The following is an 18475-nucleotide window of genomic DNA, read 5'->3' on the forward strand; positions in this document are numbered from 1 at the left end:
TTGGTACGTTGCGGTTGTCCTCAGGCAGGCGACGGCGTGTGCAGCAATGCCACGCACGCGCGCTCCGGCAGGCGATGCGCGATGAGCGCTGCGGCCGCACCTTCACGCGATTCGTACAGCAGATCGGCGGGGTTGCCCGCCAGCACTGTGGGCACCGCCACGGACTGATCGGCCAGGTTGAGCATCAGCGTAAGCACGCTGCCGTCGCCCATGCGCCAGCGGGCAATGGCGCCGGCGTGGCCCAGCGCGACCGCATCTAGTGCGCGCGCATTGGGCAGGCGCGGGATGATTTCTGCATGACGCAGCGCCAACAGGCGGTGCATGCGGTTCAGCACATTGAGGGGACCGGGTAGGGTCAGGTCCGCCTCGCCGGGGCGGGAGGCGAGGTAGGTGCGCTCGTCGTTCGGGTCGGGGATGCGCTCGCGCTGATGTGGATCGGCAAACGCCTCGAACTTCGCAAACTCCCGACGCCGGCCTTCCCGCACGGCTTCAGCCAGCATGCCGTGGTGGCTGGTGAAGTACTGGAACGGGCACGTGCTGCCCCATTCTTCACCCATGAAGAGCATCGGAATCTGCGGGCTCAGCAGCAACAGCACTTGCGCAGCATGCAACGCATCGGGGTGCGCAAGTTGCGTCAGCCGTTCGCCAAAGGCGCGGTTGCCGATCTGATCGTGGTTTTGCAGGAACAGCACGAATGCGGTGGGCGGCAGGTGCGCGCTCGGTTCGCCGCGCGGTGCGTTTTCATGGATGGGCGACGGATCGCCCTGGTAACAGAATCCGTCCTGCAGTACACGCGCCAGGCGCTCTGCCGGCGCATCTGCGTAGGCTGCGTAATAGGCCTCGCGCTCGCCGGTCAGCAGCACGTGCAGGACGTTGTGGCCGTCGTCGTTCCACTGCGCTTCGAAGTCGCCATGGGTGCCGCCATCGCGCAGCAGCGATGCCGCGTTGTGCTCGTTCTCCAGCACCAGATGCACATGCCTGCCGGGTTCGACCGATAGCCGCACGCGAGCGGCGAGTTCGCCCAGCCAGTCGCGCTCGGTGATGGCGTGCACGGCGTCGAGCCGCAGACCATCAAAGCGGTATTCCATCAGCCACATCAACGCGTTCTGGATGAAGAACTCACGCACCTGCGGCATGCGGAAATCGATCGCCGCGCCCCAGGGCGTATGCACATCGTCGCGGAAGAAGCTGCGTGCGTAGTGGTGGAGGTAATTGCCGTCGGGCCCGAAATGGTTGTAGACCACATCGAGAAACACCATCATGCCCAGCCCGTGCGCGGTGTCGATCAACGCCTTGAGATCGTCCGGCGTGCCATAACTGGCGTCGGGCGCAAAGGGCAGGACGCCGTCGTAGCCCCAGTTGCGCGCGCCTGGAAACTCCGCCACCGGCATCAGCTCGATGGCCGTGATGCCCAGCCGCGCCAGTTCCGGCAGCCGTCCGCGCACACCCTTGAAGCCGCCCAGCGTGCCGACGTGCAGTTCGTATAGCACCGTCTCGTGCCAGGGCCGCCCCTGCCAGTTGGCGTGCTGCCAGCGGTAGCGCTGCGGATCGACGACGAGGCTCGGGCCGGGGATGTCCTGCCACTGTGCGCGTGCGGCGGGGTCGGGTACGGACAGCGTCACGCCGTCCCGATTGGTGATGCGGTACCGATAGCACGTACCGGCGCCCACGGGTGCTACCCCTGCATACCAACCGTCGGGTTCGGCGTCCATGCGGATGGCCTCGTTGCCGCGCGCCTCGTCGAGGTCGATCCAGGCGGCGGTCGCGTCAGGTGCCCACAGGCGGAAGCGGGTGTTGCCGTCAGCCAGGACGGTGGCGCCAAACGGCATGTCGTGCGCAAACCGGGGAGCGGGTGCGGTCATCGCGAGGCGTCTCCATTGTCGTCGTTGGCTGCTTGGCCGGCAGTTGGTGCGGTGCGCTCGTCGTCGGTGATGGGTTGCTCGGGCCTGTCGTCCTGCAGTGCGCTCCGCGGTACGTTGTGCGTTTCGGGAACGTGCCCGAGGGTTTCACCGCTGACGTCCGCATCAGGCTGCCCGGCAATGTGGGCGATCGTGGCGAGCTGCGTGGCGAACAGCAGAACGACGCTGCGCCCCGCCACTTTCAGGGTGCCGCTGCCGTGCGGACGGGCCTCCTGCTCTGGCGCTGCGCTATCGATGGCGATTTGCCAATCCATGGCTGGCTCAGGCAGCGTGAAGGTCAGGTCCGTTGCGGCACCGTTGATGAGCAGCAGCGCCACATGCGGGCGGGCCTCCGCGTCGATGGTCTCGACGCATGCGCGCCGTAGCGCCAACGCGCGAGCCTCGCTGTCGTTCCACGCGTCGGGCGAGAGCACCTGACCGCGCTCATCAAACCAGGCGATGTCCGGCACGCCGGGCAGAATCTCGGTGTTGCCGTGCACGTAATGTGGCCAGCGCAGCGCGGGGCTTTCCTTGCGCAACGCTATCAGCCGTGCCGTATAGCGCGCGAGCGCCTGCCCCGGGTCTTTATCCAGCAATGACCAGTCGAGCCATGAGAGCGCGTTGTCTTGGCAGTAGGCATTGTTGTTGCCGTCTTGCGTGCGGCCGAACTCGTCGCCCGCCAGCAGCATCGGCGTGCCGCTGGAGAAGAACACCGTGGCCAGCAGCGCGCGTGTCACGCGTTCACGCAGGGCTTGGATGGCGGTGTCGTCCGTCGGGCCCTCGGTGCCCCAGTTGGCACTGCAGTTGTCGTTGTGGCCGTCGCGGTTGTCTTCGCCGTTGGCCTCGTTGTGCTTGTCGGCGTAGCTCACGAGGTCGTGCAGCGTGAAGCCGTCGTGCGAGGCCACGTAGTTGACCGACGCCCAGGGCCGGCGGTGGCGGCGGTCGAAGAGGTCGCCACTGCCGGTCAGGCGTGCGGCAAGGTCTGGGCGCTGCCCGGAATCGCCACGCCAGAAGCGGCGGATGCCATCGCGAAATCGGTCGTTCCACTCCGCAAAACCCGGCGGTTGGTTGCCGACCTGATAGCCGTCGGGGCCTACGTCCCAAGGCTCGGCGATGAGCTTGACGGTGGAGAGCACCGGGTCCTGACGTATGGCATCGAAAAAGCCCGAGCCCGGATCGAAGCCGTTGCCCTCGCGCCCGAGCGTGACACCCAGGTCGAAGCGGAAGCCATCCACATGGAACGCGTTGACCCAGTAGCGCAGCGAATCCATCACCATCTGCAGCACGCGCGGGTGCGACACGTTGAGCGTGTTGCCGCAACCCGTGTCGTTGATGTAGTAGCGCTCCTGGCCCGGCACGAGACGGTAGTAGCTCGCGTTGTCCAGCCCACGGAACGACAGCGTCGGCCCCAGTTCGCTGCCTTCACACGTGTGGTTGTAGACCACATCGAGCAGCACCTCGATGCCCGCCGCATGCAGCCGGCGGATCGCCACCTTCAGCTCATGCAGCGATGGCGCCGACAGGTACGACGGCTCCGGCGCAAAGAAGCACAGCGTGTTGTAGCCCCAGTAGTTGCGCAGGCCGCGCTCCACCAGGAACTGGTCCTGTAGGAAGGCGTGAATGGGCAGCAGTTCGATGGCGGTGATGCCCAGCCGCTGCAGGCGCTCGATGAAGACGCTGTCGCCGAGCGCGCTGAACGTGCCACGCTCAGGCGGCAGCAAGTCTTCGCGCAGCATCGACATCCCGCGCACGTGTCCTTCATAGATGACCGTGCGCGACCACGGCGTGTTCGGGCGAACGTCGTTGCCCCAATTGAACGACTCGTCGGTGACCACGGCCTTGGGCATGGCGGGGGCGCTGTCGCGGCGGTCGAATGAAAGGTCGCCACGGTTGGAGTTCAGCCGATAGCCGAACAGTGCATCGGACCAGCGCAGCGCGCCCACCAGCCGGCGGGCGTAGGGGTCGAGTAGCAGCTTGTGGGGGTTGAAGCGATGGCCATGCTGCGGCTCCCACGGGCCGTAGGCACGGTAGCCGTAGACAAGGCCGGCTTCCACGCCGGGCAGGTAGCCGTGCCAGACCTCGTCGGTGCATTCGGGCAGGGCGAAGCGGGTCAGTTCCTTGCGGCCGGTCGGATCGAAGATGCAGAGTTCGATCTTGCTGGCGTTGGCCGAGAAGACAGCGAAGTTGATGCCTAGGCCGTCCCATTGGGCGCCAAGGGGGAAGGGTTTGCCGGGGGCAAGGGAGCTTGGGAGACGGAGCATTGGTTGAGGCGTTTTGCGTCTTTTTGCCTTGGTGGTTCATCCCTGTTTCGTACCCTGCCGGGCACGACTTACTTTTCTTTGTCTTGCCAAAGAAAAGTAAGCAAAGAAAGGCGCGCCCGAGATGGCGACCCATCCCTTGAATCTTTGTAACCGGGCGGAGACGGGGAAAACTCGCTTCGCTCAGACAGTTCCCCGTCTTGTTTCCGCCCGCTTACAAAAATTCAAGGCGCCATCTAGGGCAGGAAAAGCAAACAGTCGATTGCCAACGTTGCACGTCCTGTTGTTCTCCAGCCAGTTCGCCCAGTACCGCTCTGATTTCGTCGCGTCCCTAAGTGCTCCGTTGGTTTGGCCGTTCCCAGCCCTAGATGGCGCCTTGAATTTCTGTTGCAGGGAGGAAAAAGGAAGGGAAACTGTCTGAGCGCAGCGAGTTTTTCCCTTCCCCTCTCTGCGACATAAATTCAAGGAGTCTTTCGCCATCTTGGGCGCGCCTTTCTTTGCTTACTTTCTTTGGCAAGACAAAGAAAGTGAGTCAGCCCCGGCAGGGGATGAAACAGGGGATGCACCACCAGCAAAAAAACTCAAACCTTCAAAACCACAACCCCCAACGGCGGCAGCCTCAACACCAACGACTGCCCCTGCCCATGCGCAGCCACGTGGTCCACATCCACCGCTCCACCATTCCCGAGATCGCTGCCGCCATACACGGCGGCGTCTGTGTTCAGTACCTCCTGCCAATGCCTGGCGCCATCGGCGGGTGGCACACCAATGCGATATCCCTCTCGCGGCACCGGCGTCATGTTTGCCACCACGAGCATCGGCCGCCCCTCGCCATCCAGCCGCAGGAACGCAAACACGCTGTTGGTGCGGTCGTCGCCAATCACCCAGTTGAACCCTTCCGGCGCGGTGTCTCGCGCATGCAATGACGGTTCATTCCGGTACAGCGCATTGAGGTCATGCACCAGTCGCTGCACGCCACGGTGCCGCGGGTCATCCAAGAGGTGCCATTCGGGCGATGCATCGTGGTTCCATTCGCCCACCTGCCCAAACTCGCAGCCCATGAACAGCAGCTTCTTGCCCGGATGCGTCCACATGAACGCGAGATAGGCGCGCAGGTTCGCCAGCCGTTGCCATTCATCGCCGGGCATCTTGCCCAGCAGCGAGCCCTTGCCGTGAACCACCTCGTCGTGCGAGATCGGCAGGATGAAGTGCTCGGAGAATGCGTACACCAGCCCGAACGTCATGCCGTCGTGATGGTGCTGGCGGTACACCGGGTCGCGCTGCATGTAGTGCAGCGTGTCGTGCATCCAGCCCATGTTCCACTTGTAGTCGAAGCCCAGGCCGTTGAACTCGACGGGCGCGGTCACGCCGGGCCACGCGGTTGACTCTTCTGCGATGGTGATGGCGCCGGGGCAGCGTTCGTGCACGACCGTGTTCATCTGCTGGAGGAACGCCACGGCCTCAAGGTTTTCGCGGCCGCCGTAGCGGTTGGGGACCCATTCGCCGGCGCGGCGCGAGTAGTCGCGATAGAGCATCGAGGCCACGGCATCCACACGCAGGCCATCGATATGGAAACGCTCCAGCCATTCCAGCCCGCTGGCGATCAGGAAGCCGCGCACTTCATTGCGGCCGAAGTTGTAGATGAGCGTGTTCCAGTCCTGATGGAAGCCTTCGCGCGGGTCTTGGTGTTCGTACAGCGCGGTGCCGTCAAACTGCGCCAGCCCGTGCGCGTCGGTAGGGAAGTGCGCGGGCACCCAGTCGACGATGACGCCCAGGCCTGCCTGATGACAGCGATCAACAAAGCGCGCAAACGCCTCGGGCGAGCCAAAGCGCGCGGACGGCGCGAACAGCCCGAGTGGTTGATATCCCCAACTGCCGCCGAACGGATGTTCCGCCACCGGCAGCAGTTCAATGTGCGTGAAGCCGAGCGCCGTCACGTAGGGGATCAGCCGGTCGGCCAGCTCATCCCAATGGAGGTTGCGGCCGCCGTCTTCCAGATCGCGCAACCACGAGCCGGCATGCACTTCATAGATGCTGATGGGTGCGTCAGGTTTGTGGCGTTCAGCGCGCGTTTGCATCCAGTCGTCATCGCTCCAGCGCAGCGGGGCCGGGTCGGCCACCACCGATGCGGTGGCGGGCGGCGGTTCGGTCTGGCGGGCGGCGGGGTCGGCCTTGACCATCAGCCGACCATCGGCGCCAATCAGTTCGAACTTGTAGCGCGTGCCGGGGCCGACGCCCAGGCCGCTAGGCAGGAACAGCTCCCACACGCCAGCCTGATGGCGCAGGCGCATAGGGTGGCGACGGCCGTCCCACTGGTTGAACTCGCCCACCACCGACACGCGCTGCGCATTCGGCGCCCATACCGCAAAGCGCACGCCGCTGATGCCGTCGATGCGGATGGCCTGCGCGCCCAAGCAGCTCGCCAGCGCCCAATGCGTGCCTTCGTTGAGCAGGTGCAGGTCGAGGTCGCCCAGCAGCAGGCCGAAGGCGTATGGGTCTTCGGTTTCCTGTACGGCTTCATGGCCGGTGCCTGCAGGCCAGATGATGCGCAAGCGATAAAGGTCGGGGTGGCCGTACACGTCTTGCGCATCCGCGCGCAGCGGGCCGTGGAACAGTCCCGTGCGGCCTACCGGCGTCATCTCGGTGATGATCTGGCCGCGTGCGTCGATGGCCTGCACACGGCGCGCGCCGGGATAGAAGGCACGCACCACCCAGCGCGTGCCGTCGTCGGTGTCCACGCGATGCGGCCCGAGCACGGCAAACGGGTCGCCCAGGCGGCCATGTGTGAGCGCGTCGACGCGCATCTGGTCGACACCGGGCGGTAGCACGATCGGCGCCTCAGGGGCGGCGGCGGTTTTGGTTGGAGAGGCAAAGTCGAGTGCGGTCACGGTGGGCCTCCCGTCGAGTCTTCTGCAGCAGGTGAGGGTGGCTCTGCATGCAGCAGGCGGTGTGCCACGCGCGTGAAGCCTTCCAGCGGAATTGGCAGCCAGGTTGGGCGGTTGGACGCTTCGTAGTTGACTTCGTATGCGGCCTTTTCCAGCAGGAAAAGATCCAGCAGGTGAAAGTCGACCACGGGCTGATCCAGCGCGTTCAGATCGGGCCCGCGAATGGCAGCGGCATACGCCTCCAGGAAGCGTTCAGTGGACGCAGCGCGGAACCGCTCCAGCAGGACGTTGCGGCGCTCCTGCGCTGGGCCGGCCACGTGTTCAGGGCCTTGGCGCATGGCGCCCACCACGTAGTCGAGCGAGCGCATCAGCCCTGCCACGTCGCGCAACGGGCTGGTCTTGCGCCGGCGCTCTTCCACGGGGCGCGAGGGCTCGCCTTCAAAATCGATCAAGTAGGCATCGCCCTGCGCCACCAGCACCTGGCCGAGGTGGAAATCGCCATGGATGCGCGAGAGCGTGGCGCCCAGGCCGTCTTCGGCATGCGCGCGCGCAGCGTCGAGCAGCGCCTGGTGTTGCGACAGCAGCCATTGCACATCAGGCTGCCGGGGGCTGTCCGGGTTTTGCTGTTGCCATGCCGTCAGGTTGTCGTGCGCACGATTGAGCTGTTCGCTCACGCGGGCGGTCCAGTAGGCGGCATCGTCGGTATCAGCAATGCGCGCGCCGAAGTTCGGGTCTTCGGTGGGCGCGGCCAGCGCGACATGCAGTTCGCCCAGCCGTGTGCCAATCACGCCGATGAAGTTGACGTAGCCCGCCAGTGCCTCGTCGGTATCCATGCGCGCTTCCGAGACAGCCACGGGGGACGATTCACCATCGCCCGAGGTCACGCCTTCCATCTGCACAGCCAGTTCGTCGATGGTGCGTCGCAGGTAGTCCAGCGCCCATGTCCAGGCATCGCCCTGGTTGGGAACGAAGCTCTGCATGACGGCCAACGTCGAGCGTTCGCCGTCGGCAGCGTGATGAGAGACCTCGCCGATCAGCGCCGCCGTATTGGCATAGCCCACGCGCGTGAGGTGGCGCGTCATCTCAACCTCGGGGTGGATGCCCGCGGCGATACGGCGAATGAGCTTGACGATGACGGACTCGCCAATCACCAGCGAACTGTTCGACTGCTCCGCCGCCAGCCATTGGATGGGCGTGTCGGGCGCCAGCGGTAGCGGTGCGGGCCGTGTGCTGCCCGCTTCAGGCGACACGGCAGGTTCTGCCAGCTCTGCGATGTTCGGCTCGGGCTCGAACCGCACGGTGCCGTCATTGGCTTCCAGCGTGGTGCCGCGCACGAGGTTGGTGAGCAGCGCACGGGCGAACGTCTCGGTGGTGAAGGCGTCGGTCAGGTAGCCGACATGGCGGCCGCGCCGCACGCGCGCCAGGGCAAGCTGAATCGGCAGTGCCGGCAGTGTGGACGATTCCCATGCGATGGAAAGCGGCAGCAGGTAGCGCTCGACGCGTTCGCTGCCGTCGGGGCTACCCAGCGTGACGGCCACTTCGTTGAAGAACACCTCGGGCCGTGTTGCCCCGGCCAGCGGGCGATTGGTGGATGCAGCATCCACGGGCACGGTCGCGCCCCAGGCAAACTTCGCGCCGCGCAGCACGCTGTCCTTGGCGGCAAACCAGCGGCGCTTGGGCAGATAGGTCGGCAGGATTTCGCGCTCGATCAACTGGCGATGTGCCTCGCGTTGTCGCGTGTCGGCCAGGGCATCGAGCCCCGCGCGCAGCACCAGCGTCGTGAATTCGGGCAACTGCTCGGCGGCCGGTTGCGACCAGCTCGGGCCGGGCTCGTTCTCGCGCAGCTCCAGCCAATAGAACGCGTAGGGTGGCAGCGTGAGCAGATACGACAACTGGCCGATCGGCGGAAACGCCGTCCCCCCAATCAACTCCACCGGCACGCGCTGTGCGAAGGCGGACAGGTCCAACTCCACGGCCTGTGAGGCGCGGGAGAGATTGGCCACGCAGAGGATGGGCGCCTCGCCTTCCAGCGCCCGGACATACGCCAGCACCTTGCGGTTGGACGGCTGCAGAAACTGGATGGAACCACGCCCGAAGACGCGATGGCGCTTGCGTGTGGCAAGCAGCCGGCGCGTCCAGTTCAGCAGCGAATGCGCGTCGCGGCTTTGCGCTTCGACGTTCACCGATTCATAGCCGTACAGCGAGCCCATGATGGCGGGCAGCACGAGCTGTTCAGGGTCGGCGCGAGAGAATCCGCCATTGCGGTCGGGTGACCACTGCATGGGCGTGCGCACGCCGTCGCGGTCGCCCAGGTGGATGTTGTCGCCCATGCCGATTTCGTCGCCGTAATACATGACGGGCGTGCCGGGCATCGAAAACAGCAGGCTGTTCATCAGCTCGACGCGGCGGCGGTCGCGTTCCAGCAGCGGTGCGAGCCGGCGGCGGATGCCGAGGTTCAGGCGCGCGCGGCGGTCGCTGGCGTAGACCTCCCAGAGGTAGTCGCGCTCGGCGTCGGTCACCATCTCGAGCGTCAGCTCGTCATGGTTGCGCAGGAAGATCGCCCATTGGCAGCCGCTGGGCACCTCCGGCGTCTGACGCATGATGTCGGTGATCGGGAAGCGGTCTTCGCGCGCAATCGCCATGTACATGCGCGGCATCAGCGGGAAGTGGAACGCCATGTGGCATTCGTCGCCGGCGCCAAAGTATTCCTGGGTGTCTTCTGGCCATTGGTTGGCCTCGGCCAGCAGCAGGCGGTTCCTGAATTCCCCATCCATGGCCGCGCGAATCTTGCGCAGCACGTCGTGTGTCTCGGGCAGGTTCTCGTTCGAGGTGCCTTCGCGTTCCACGAGGTAAGGCACCGCATCCAGCCGCAGGCCATCCACGCCCAGGTTCAGCCAGAACTTCATCACGCCGATCACGGCCTTGAGCACGCGCGGGTTGTCGAAGTTGAGATCGGGCTGGTGCGAATAGAAGCGGTGCCAGTAATACGCCTTGGCCACCGGGTCCCACGTCCAGTTGGAAGGCTCGGTATCGATGAAGATGATGCGCGTGCCGGCGTACTTCTTGTCATTGTCGGACCACACATAGAAGTCGCGCAGCGCAGAACCCGGCTTGGCGCGCCGCGCACGCTGAAACCACGGGTGCTGGTCCGACGTGTGGTTGATAACGAGTTCCGTGATCACGCGCAGGCCCCGCGCATGCGCTTCGGCAATGAAGCGGCGCGCGTCGGCCATGCTGCCGTAATCGGGGTGCACGCCGCGGTATTCGGCGATGTCGTAGCCGTCGTCGCGGCGCGGCGACGGATAGAACGGCAGCAGCCAGATGACGTCCACCCCAAGCTCGGCGATGTAGTCGAGCTTGGAGATCAACCCGGGAAAATCCCCGACGCCGTCGTTGTCGGAATCGCAGAACGATTTGACATGCAGCTGATAGATGACGGCGTCCTTGTACCAGAGCGCGTCGTCCACCAGCAGCGCGGTCGGATTGCGCGTCATGACGGTTGTTCCTCCGATGGCAGGGCCGGGCGCACGCGCCAGATGGCAAACGGCTGCTCGGGTTCAAGACGGATGTGCTGCCACTTGCCGCGCCACACGGTGCGCTGGCCGTTGACCAGGTTCTCGGCCATCAGCGCGCCGTGGTCAGGCAGGCCCCATTGCCACAATGGCAGTTCGATATCGGATTCGTGCGGGTGGTGCGGGTCGAGGTTGATGGCCACGAACACCGTGTTGTCGCCAAAGCGGTCTGGCGGCAGGGCATTGGCCAATTCGGCCGGCGAGGTTCCCATCTGCGCCGGCACCACGGGCGGCGTCGATTTGCTGAAGAACAGGATCTGCTCACCCGAGGCGGGTTGGAATGTCACCCCCAGGTGCGAGTGCAGCGCCGGATTGGCCCGGCGGATGCGGTTGAGCAGCGCGATTTCCTTGACGATGTTGCCCGGGCGGTTGTGGTCCCACGCGCGCAGTTGGTACTTCTCGGAGTCGAGGTACTCCTCCTTGCCCGGCACCGCAACGCCTTCGCACAGCTCGAACCCGTTATAGACGCCCCACAGGCCAGACAGCGTGGCCGCCAGCGCGGCGCGAATCAAAAAGCCGGGCCGGCCCGACGTCTGCAGGAACACCGGGTTGATGTCCGGCGTGTTGACGAAGAAGTGCGGGCGGAAATATTCACGCACCGGCGTGCGCGTCAGCTCGGTCAGGTAATCGATGAATTCCTGCTTGGTATGCCGCCACGTGAAGTATGTGTACGACTGCGAGAACCCAACCTTCGCCAGCCGGTACATCACCTTGGGGCGCGTGAAGGCTTCGGACAGGAACACCGTATCCGGATAGCGCGCACGCACCTCGCCGATCATCCATTCCCAGAACGGCAGCGGCTTGGTGTGCGGATTGTCGACGCGGAACAGGCGCACACCCTCGTCGGCCCAGAACATCACCACATCGCGCAGGGCGGTCCACAGGCTGGGCTTGGCGTCGTCGGCATAGAAGTCGACGTTGACGATGTCTTCGTACTTCTTGGGCGGGTTCTCGGCGTATTTGATGCTGCCGTCGGGCCGCCATGCAAACCAGCCGGGGTGCTCGCGCAGCCAGGGGTGGTCGGGCGAGCATTGAATGGCAAAGTCGAGCGCCAGCTCCAGGCCTTTCTCATGCGCGGCGCGCACCAGTCGGCGGAAATCTTCCAGCGTGCCGAGCTGCGGGTGGATGGCATCGTGCCCGCCTTCGGCAGCGCCAATGGCGTACGGGCTGCCGGGGTCATCGGCTTCGGCGCGCAGGCTGTTGTTTCGGCCCTTGCGGTTGGTGCGGCCGATCGGGTGTATGGGCGGGAAGTACAGCACGTCGAAGCCCATGCCGCGAATGGCGCCCAGCCGGCGGATCACATCGTCAAAGGTGCCGTGCCGCTGTTCGTCATCCGATGCCGAGCGGGGGAACAGCTCGTACCAGCTCGCGAACGCCGCGCCACCGCGTTCCACGTCCAGCGGATACGCCACGCTTTCTACATAGAACGGCCGGTAGTGCGAAGCCTGCGCCATCACGTGGGCGGTCACGGGGTCCAACAGCAGCTTGAGACGGTGCGCGTGGTCCGCCTCGGCCAACAGGTGGGCCAGCTTGTGCAATGCGTCGACCGGTGCGTCCTTCGGCGCATGTTCTGCGGCCTGTGCGACGAGCCGCGCGCCTTCTTCCAGCTCCAGCGTTACGTCCACGCCGGCGGTGTGCTTCTTCTCCAGTTCAGACCGGTAGGTGCCGAACGCATCGCGCCACGCGGCCACGGCATAGGCGTGCCGCCCCAGCCGTTCGGGCCGGAACGCGCCACGCCAGCGGTCGTTGCCCAGCGGCATCATCGGTACGTGCTGCCACGTGTCTTCATCTTGCGCGCGCCACAGCAGGTGCACGGCCAACTTGTCGTGCCCGTCCATGAGCACATCGGCCTCGACGATGATGTCATCGCCCACCAGGCGCTTCACGGCAAAGCGGCCGTCTTCAACGGAGGGCTGCACCTGCTCGATGCCGATGCGCGGCGACGCAATGGCGGCGTTGACAGGTTCTTTCGCTTCGCCGGCCTTGGCACGCTGGCTCTTGACGGGTTTGCCCGCTGCGGGAGTGCGCACCGGGGCATTGCGGAACACGCGCCAGACCTGCACGTCGCCGGGTAGCAGGTCGATCTCGGCCAAGGGCCGTGCATTGGCGCGCAGCGTGTCGTCGCAACTGCCCACCGGTTCGGTCAGCAGGTCGAGCGCCACGCCGCGCGTAAAGCCGCCCGCCACACCGGGCAGGAAGTGGTCGGCATGCACCGACACGCCCATGTGCAGATCAGGGTTGATGACGGTCAGCGTGGCGGCATCGCCCGCACGCAGGTCGGGGCCATCGGCGCGTAGCAGTGCGGTGGCGGGCGCGTCGGGGCCGGTCAGCATGCGCAGTTCAGCGTGCGGCGCCACGGTGTTCGTCTCGCGTGCGGCGCGGATGGTGGCGTTCACATCGCGCACGGCATCGCTCAGGTCGAATGCGGCATGCGCGTCGATCCATTGCTGGTCGGATGGGTCACCGCGCTCAGCCAGCATCGGCAGCAGGGCGCCCCGTTCGAAGCCCAGCGGCATCAGCCAGCCGGCATCGAGCGTGTCGGCCACGTGCAGGAGGCGGCGATAGGCGCGTTCTCGGATCATCGCGTCGCCAAATGCCTGGCCGTAGCGCGTGCCGAACGGTGCTTCCACGGTGGCGATGGGCGGTGCCACAGCGGCCAGGCGCGCGTGCTCTTCCACCATCCAGCCGGCACGGAAATCCCACCAGCGCAGCGACGAAAATGTTGCATCAAAGCCGACACCGGCCAGCGCATCGAGCGCCGCGCCATCCATGCCGGGCGTCCACGCCAGGAATCGCACGGCGCCGGCGTCTTTGCGCACGTCCGCAATCAACGTGCGCCAGCGGTCTGCAGGCAGGCGGGCGGGCGCTTCACAGCGGAACCCGCCGATGCCCAATGTGGCCCAGGCGCGCAGTTGCTGAGCCCACCACGTGAGGATGGCATCTGCGCTGCGCGAGTCGTCGTGCCGGAAGGACGCCACTTCAAAGTGCGAGGGCGGCAGGCGTGGGTCCAGCGCGTCGCCGTCTTCGGCGTGGCTTGCGAACCAGTCGGGATGGTCGGCGCGCAGGGGCGCATCAACGGCCACGCGGTCGATCACCAGATCGAGCAGCAAAGTAAGCCCGCGCGAGCGGCAGCCTTCGGTAAGCTTGGCGAGGGCTGCGTCAGCCGGCCCGCCGCCCAGCGCCGTATGCAATTGCGCATGGTCGCGGGTGACGAAGACGTTGCCGGCGGCACCCACCGCAAATGGCGGCGCCATCAACACATGATCGAAACCCAACGAGGCGATGCGATCGAGCACGCCGTCCCATCGGTCGAGCCTGCCCAGTTGCAGCGGATGCACATAGCAGATGGCCGGGGCGTATGGGGGCGCTGCCGTGGTGGGCGGTGCCGCGCTCGGCATTGCTGCCGGCCTGGTCACCGATTTGGCTTTGCTGCCGGGTGGCTTGGCCGCGTTGAGTGCGGCCGTGGTTTTACGTGGAGTGGCGGGCTTGGGCGACTTGGTCTCGGGCATGCGTGAAAGCGGGGCAGGGCGTCAGGCGCGGTCAGGCACGGATCTTCTCGGCACTGGCGGCGCGCGCCACCGCGTGCGCTCGGATCTCGTCGGACAGTGCCGTCGAGCGTCGCCGCGCCGGCGTACGCACAGGTTGGTCGGGTCGGGGCGTATGCAACGCGTCGGATGTGACGGGCGTCTGTGCAAGCGCCACGGCAGGCATGGGCGTGGCGGCTGGCACGAGGTTGCGGTACAGCGCGATGTATTCACGTGCAGGCTGCGACCAGCCGAAGTCGGTCGTCATGCCGTTGTATTGCAGGATGCGCCACGCCTGCGGCTGGGCGAAGACGCGCAGGGCGCGCTCCACCGCGGCCACCATGGCGTCGGCGGTGTCGCCGTCGAACAGGAAGCCCGTCGCGCCATGCAAGGCTGCTTCGGGCGAGCCGCGATCGGTGATCGTGTCCATCAGCCCCCCGACGCGCGACGCGACCGGTACTGTGCCGTAACGCATCGAATAGAGTGGCGTCAGGCCGCATGGCTCGAAGCGGCTGCCATGCAGCAGGATGTCGGCGCCGGCGTGCAGCAGGTGGGCATAGGCCTCGGTGTAGCCGATCTTCGCGGCCACCTGGCGCGGATAGCGCGCTGCCAGTTCGGCCATGCCGGTCTCGTAGGCGTGTTCACCGCAGCCGAGCACGGCGACCTGCAATTGCGGGTTGGATTCCAGCAACTGAGGCAGCGCTTGCAACGTCACGTCGGCCATCTTTTGATGCGTCAGGCGGCTGCCCACGGCCAGCAGCGGCGCCTTCGCGTCTTCCGGCAGCCCGAAGCGCTGCTGCAGTACGCGCTTGGCGGTGTGCTTGCCGCTCAGGTTGGCGGCAACAAACTGCTGGGGAAGCAGCGGGTCTTTCGACGGGTTCCAGACGTCGTTGTCGATGCCGTTGAGGATCGCGACGAGGTCTTGCTGGCGTGTGCGCAGCAGATCCTGCATGCCGCAACCCGCCGTGTCGGTCAGGATTTCGCGCGCATACGCATGACTCACGGTGGTGATGCGGTCCGCCCACAGCAGGCCGGCCTTCAGGAAACTGAACTGACCCCAGAACTCGGCTTCGTGCGCCGCATCGGGCGGCACGCCAATGTCCGGCACCATGTGCATCGGGAAATTGCCCTGGAACGCGAGGTTATGGATCGTGAAGACGGTCTTCGCCGGCACCTGCGCACGCTTGACGAACAGCGGCACCAACCCCGCATGCCAGTCATGCGCCTGCACGATGTCAAAGCGATGCACGCCCGGCACGCCGCCGGCAATGCGCGCAGCCGCCTGGCTGAACGCCGCAAAGCGCAGCGCGTTGTCGTTATACGGCTCGCCGTGGTCGTCGAGGTAAGGGTTGCCGGGCCGCGCGAACAGCGCCGGCGCGTCGAACAGGAGCACCGGGATGCCCTGTGCGCCCATGCGGCCACTCAGCAGGCGGGCGCGGCCGCCGGGCAGGTCAGTCCATTCACACACGGTGCGCGTGTGCTGCAACTGCGTGATGGCGTCGGGATAGCCCGGCAGCATCACCGTCACTTTCATGCCGGCGCGCCGCAGTGCGTTCGCGCAGGCCCCGACCATATCTCCAAGCCCGCCGGTCTTGGCCAGCGGCACAGCTTCAGAAGCGACAAAGAGAACGTTCAGCGACAAGGTCATGCTCCCGGGGGAATTCGCCCGCCGGGCCGTCAGCCAACTGCGTGAGCAGTGGACGGCGCCGATGCGCGGCGGAGGTTTGCGATCGACCTCTTCGCGCAAGACCTATGCCAGTCAGACAGACGCTGACAAGGCTGTAGTCTTGGCCCGCGCCGCCTTGGCTGTACGTCATGTGCGCGCTGCGGGACCACGTGCGGGGTGTGCAACCTGCGGGTGCGCTGTGTAATTTCGTCTATGCACGCAGGCGCACGTTTGGGATAGATGGCGCTTCAGGCCGGAGACGCTCGGTTGCTCGGGCAATAGAAAAAAACAATCGATAAAATCATATCAATCAACTTGTGCAATACATCGATCGACGATACGATCCACTCCGTTGTCAACCAAGCAACCCAACCGAAAACCACTATGTCGCTGATCAATACTCAAGTCCAACCGTTCAAGGCCCAAGCGTTCCATAACGGCAAGTTCATCGAAGTCACGGATGAGTCGCTCAAGGGCAAGTGGTCCGTGCTGATCTTCATGCCGGCCGCATTCACCTTCAACTGCCCGACCGAAGTGGAAGACGCAGCGGACAACTACGCTGAATTCCAGAAGGCTGGCGCCGAGGTCTACATCGTCACGACCGACACGCACTTCTCGCACAAGGTGTGGCACGAAACGTCGCCGGCCGTGGGCAAGGCGCAGTTCCCGCTGGTGGGTGACCCGACGCACCAACTGACCAACGCCTTCGGCGTGCACATCCCGGAAGAAGGCCTGGCACTGCGCGGCACGTTCGTGATCGACCCGCAAGGCGTGATCAAGACGATGGAAGTGCACGACAACGCCATCGCCCGTGACGTGAAGGAAACGCTGCGCAAGCTCAAGGCTGCCCAGTTCGTCGCCAACAACCCGGGCAACGTGTGCCCGGCCAAGTGGAACGAAGGCGCCAAGACGATCAAGCCGTCGCTGGACCTGGTCGGCAAGATCTAAGTTGTAAGGCTGTTTGCTGCAGAAATGCAGCGAGAAAAAACGGCCGGCTCTGCCGGCCGTTTGCTTAAGGGCGCAGGCATGTGCCGCGCCCTGTCACTGAATCAAAACGAATAAAGGAAGTCGTCATGCTGGATGCTGATGTCAAGGCCCAACTGAAGGCCTACCTCGAACGCCTCGTGCAGCCCATTGAGCTGGTCGCCAACGTCGATGACAGCGAGGGCTCCCGCGACATGATGGACCTGCTGCGCGACGTGGCCGAGCAGTCCAGCATGATCGTGCTGACCGAACAACGCGACGCCGCCGAGCGCGCGCCGTCGTTCCTGATCCGCCGCACCGGCGCCGATGTGAGCGTGCGTTTTGCCGCCATCCCGACCGGTCACGAGTTCACCTCGCTCGTGCTGGCGCTGCTGCAAGTGGGCGGCTATGCGCCCAAGCTCGAAGCCGACGTCATCGAACAGATTCGCAATATCGAAGGGGATTTCCGCTTCGAGACCTACATGTCGCTCACGTGCCAGAACTGCCCGGACGTGGTCCAGGCGCTGAACGTGATGTCCGTGATCAACCCGCGCATCCAGCACGTCGCCATTGACGGCGCGCTGTATCAGGGCGAAATCGAGGCGCGCCAGATCATGGCCGTGCCGACCGTGTTCCTGAACGGTGAGACCTTCGGCACGGGCCGCATGGGCGTGGAAGATATCCTCGCCAAGATCGACACCGGCGCCGCTGCGCGTGACGCTGAAAAGCTTGCCGCCAAGGAAGCGTTTGATGTGTTGATCGTCGGCGGTGGCCCAGCGGGTGCGGCGGCTGCGGTGTACGCGGCGCGCAAGGGCGTGCGCACGGGCGTGGTGGCCGAGCGTTTTGGCGGCCAGGTGCTCGACACGCTGGGCATCGAGAACTTCATCTCCGTGCAGGAGACCGAAGGGCCGAAGTTTGCCGTCGCGCTGGAGCAGCACGTGCGCCAGTACGACGTCGACATCATGAACACGCAGCGCGCTGTCAAGCTGACGCCGGCAGACAAGCCGGGCGGCTTTGCCGAGGTGACGCTGGCCAACGGCGCGGTGCTCAAGGGCCGCTCGGTCATTCTGTCGACCGGCGCACGCTGGCGCAACGTCAACGTGCCGGGTGAGCAGGAATACAAGAACAAGGGCGTGGCGTACTGCCCGCACTGCGATGGCCCGCTGTTCAAGGGCAAGCGCGTGGCCGTGATCGGCGGCGGCAACTCGGGTGTGGAAGCGGCCATCGACTTGGCCGGCCTCGTGAGCCACGTCACGCTGCTGGAATTCGCCAGCGAGCTGAAGGCCGATGCCGTGCTGGTGCGCAAGCTGCAAAGCCTGCCGAATGCGACTATCGTCACCAACGCGCAGACCACCGAGATCACCGGTGACGGCCAGAAGGTCAACGGCCTGCGCTACAAGAGCCGCGTGGATGGCGTCGAGCACACGGTCGCGCTCGAAGGCGTGTTCGTGCAGATCGGCCTGGTGCCCAACACCGAATGGCTGGATGGCGCGCTCGAGCGCAACCGCTTTGGCGAGATCGTCGTCGATGCGCGTGGCCAGACCAGTGCGGAAGGTGTGTTTGCCGCAGGCGATGCGACCACGACGCCGTACAAGCAGATCATCATCGCCACCGGCGATGGCGCGAAGGCCGCACTGTCGGCGTTCGATCATCTGATCCGCGTGCCGCTGGCCGAAGCTGCCTGAAGCTGAACGCAGCCGTACCCGTAC

The 18475-nt window shown here is 65.5% G+C and carries 8 protein-coding genes; 2 read left to right on the forward strand and 6 right to left on the reverse strand.

What is annotated here, in order from left to right; all coding sequences use genetic code 11:
- Window positions 1-20 precede the first annotated feature (20 nt).
- From treZ to glgA, 6 genes are all read right to left on the reverse strand, one after another.
- Window positions 21-1862 (reverse strand): malto-oligosyltrehalose trehalohydrolase, encoded by a 1842-nt coding sequence (treZ, locus tag BM136_RS20490; protein ID WP_092974946.1) that lies wholly within the window; start codon window positions 1860-1862, stop codon window positions 21-23.
- Window positions 1859-4159: a glycogen debranching protein GlgX gene (gene glgX, locus BM136_RS20495; RefSeq protein ID WP_092974949.1), complete on the reverse strand. Its 2301-nt coding sequence runs from the start codon at window positions 4157-4159 to the stop codon at window positions 1859-1861. The genes treZ and glgX overlap by 4 nt, the downstream gene beginning before the upstream one ends.
- 578 nt (window positions 4160-4737) lie before the next feature.
- The gene (gene glgB, locus BM136_RS20500) at window positions 4738-7044 is read right to left on the reverse strand and encodes a 1,4-alpha-glucan branching protein GlgB (protein ID WP_092974952.1); all 2307 of its coding nucleotides are present in this window, start codon (window positions 7042-7044) and stop codon (window positions 4738-4740) included.
- The gene (gene treS / locus BM136_RS20505; RefSeq protein WP_092974955.1) at window positions 7041-10535 is read right to left on the reverse strand and encodes a maltose alpha-D-glucosyltransferase; all 3495 of its coding nucleotides are present in this window, start codon (window positions 10533-10535) and stop codon (window positions 7041-7043) included. The genes glgB and treS overlap by 4 nt, the downstream gene beginning before the upstream one ends.
- Window positions 10532-14122, reverse strand: a complete 3591-nt coding sequence (locus tag BM136_RS20510; RefSeq protein ID WP_092974958.1) for a maltotransferase domain-containing protein — start codon at window positions 14120-14122, stop codon at window positions 10532-10534. The genes treS and BM136_RS20510 overlap by 4 nt, the downstream gene beginning before the upstream one ends.
- A 31-nt stretch (window positions 14123-14153) precedes the next feature.
- Window positions 14154-15785 (reverse strand): glycogen synthase GlgA, encoded by a 1632-nt coding sequence (gene glgA / locus BM136_RS20515; protein WP_092974961.1) that lies wholly within the window; start codon window positions 15783-15785, stop codon window positions 14154-14156.
- Between the two features lie 402 nt (window positions 15786-16187).
- Here glgA and ahpC point away from each other — a divergent pair, with 402 nt between their 5' ends.
- On the forward strand, window positions 16188-16751 hold the full coding sequence (ahpC, locus tag BM136_RS20520; RefSeq protein ID WP_024978277.1) for an alkyl hydroperoxide reductase subunit C: 564 nt from the start codon (window positions 16188-16190) through the stop codon (window positions 16749-16751).
- A 125-nt stretch (window positions 16752-16876) separates the two neighbouring features.
- The gene (gene ahpF / locus BM136_RS20525; RefSeq protein WP_092974964.1) at window positions 16877-18451 is read left to right on the forward strand and encodes an alkyl hydroperoxide reductase subunit F; all 1575 of its coding nucleotides are present in this window, start codon (window positions 16877-16879) and stop codon (window positions 18449-18451) included.
- Window positions 18452-18475 lie beyond the last annotated feature (24 nt).

This window comes from Ralstonia sp. NFACC01 (assembly GCF_900115545.1).
Taxonomy (GTDB): domain Bacteria; phylum Pseudomonadota; class Gammaproteobacteria; order Burkholderiales; family Burkholderiaceae; genus Ralstonia; species Ralstonia mojiangensis.

Excerpts from the sequence above, each read along its gene's own strand:
- treZ (WP_092974946.1), bottom strand. The coding sequence starts at position 1,862 with ATGACCGCACCCGCTCCCCGGTTTGCGCACGACATGCCGTTTGGCGCC.
- glgX (WP_092974949.1), bottom strand. The coding sequence starts at position 4,159 with ATGCTCCGTCTCCCAAGCTCCCTTGCCCCCGGCAAACCCTTCCCCCTT.
- treS (WP_092974955.1), bottom strand. The coding sequence starts at position 10,535 with ATGACGCGCAATCCGACCGCGCTGCTGGTGGACGACGCGCTCTGGTAC.
- BM136_RS20510 (WP_092974958.1), bottom strand. The coding sequence starts at position 14,122 with ATGCCCGAGACCAAGTCGCCCAAGCCCGCCACTCCACGTAAAACCACG.
- glgA (WP_092974961.1), bottom strand. The coding sequence starts at position 15,785 with ATGACCTTGTCGCTGAACGTTCTCTTTGTCGCTTCTGAAGCTGTGCCG.
- ahpC (WP_024978277.1), top strand. The coding sequence starts at position 16,188 with ATGTCGCTGATCAATACTCAAGTCCAACCGTTCAAGGCCCAAGCGTTC.
- ahpF (WP_092974964.1), top strand. The coding sequence starts at position 16,877 with ATGCTGGATGCTGATGTCAAGGCCCAACTGAAGGCCTACCTCGAACGC.